This is a genomic window from Streptomyces sp. NRRL WC-3742 (assembly GCF_000720635.1).
Lineage (GTDB): Bacteria > Actinomycetota > Actinomycetes > Streptomycetales > Streptomycetaceae > Kitasatospora.
The window spans coordinates 1-743 of sequence record NZ_JOCF01000178.1; the positions used below are offsets into that span (position 1 = coordinate 1).

A 743-nucleotide genomic window follows, 5' to 3' on the forward strand; every position below is an offset into this window, starting at 1 on the left:
GGCCTCGTCGGCTACGAGATGGCCCTGCTCGTCGACCGCGCAGGAGCCGTCCTCACCCCCGCACTCCGCGCAGAACTCCAGGGCAGTCTCCTGCACTGATCCGGCTCCGCGCGGCCGTACCACCCTCGCTCCACCCGATGCCGGGCCCGACCCGACCGAGCCCGGCGCCTCACCCTCAGCTACCCTCAGGCAGCTGATCCCGCCTCAGCTGGCATCGCCCCAGCTGGAACCGGCTGCCCCAGGCTGCAGCGCAAGGAGGACCCATGACCCCGCCCTCGACACCCGGCGGCCCGTACGGCAACGGGTACGGCAGCGGCTACGGTGGGCAGCAGTCCGACGGCTACGAGCAGCAGCCGCTGGTCCGCCCGTACGCGATGACCGGTGGCCGCACCCGTCCGCGGTACCAGCTCGCCATCGAGGCTCTGATCTCGACCGTCGGTTCGGCCGACCGGACGGGCGGGCTGCTGCCCGAGCACGCCCGGATCGTGAACCTCTGCCGTGAGGTCAAATCCATCGCGGAGATCTCCGCTCTGGCCGGCGTGCCGCTCGGTGTGGCGCGCATCCTCGTCGCCGACCTGGCCGAGGCCGGTCTCGTCGCCATCCACCAGCCCGCCGCCGCGGGCGAGTCGGGCGGAACGCCCGATGTCACGCTGCTCGAAAGGGTCCTCAGTGGACTTCGCAAGCTCTAACGCGGCCGCCTCCACCCGCGCCACCACCTCCGCGAAGATCGTCGTCGCGGGCGG

At 72.3% G+C, this 743-nt stretch carries 1 protein-coding gene and 1 pseudogene; both read left to right on the plus strand.

Annotated features, from left to right (window positions below; translation table 11 throughout):
- A pseudogene (locus IH61_RS45445) lies at positions 1-99 on the plus strand (roadblock/LC7 domain-containing protein); the annotation flags it as partial.
- A gap of 164 nt (positions 100-263) precedes the next feature.
- Complete coding sequence (locus IH61_RS0139935) at positions 264-689, plus strand: DUF742 domain-containing protein (RefSeq protein ID WP_031079401.1); 426 nt, start codon at positions 264-266, stop codon at positions 687-689.
- The last annotated feature ends 54 nt before the right edge of the window (positions 690-743 follow it).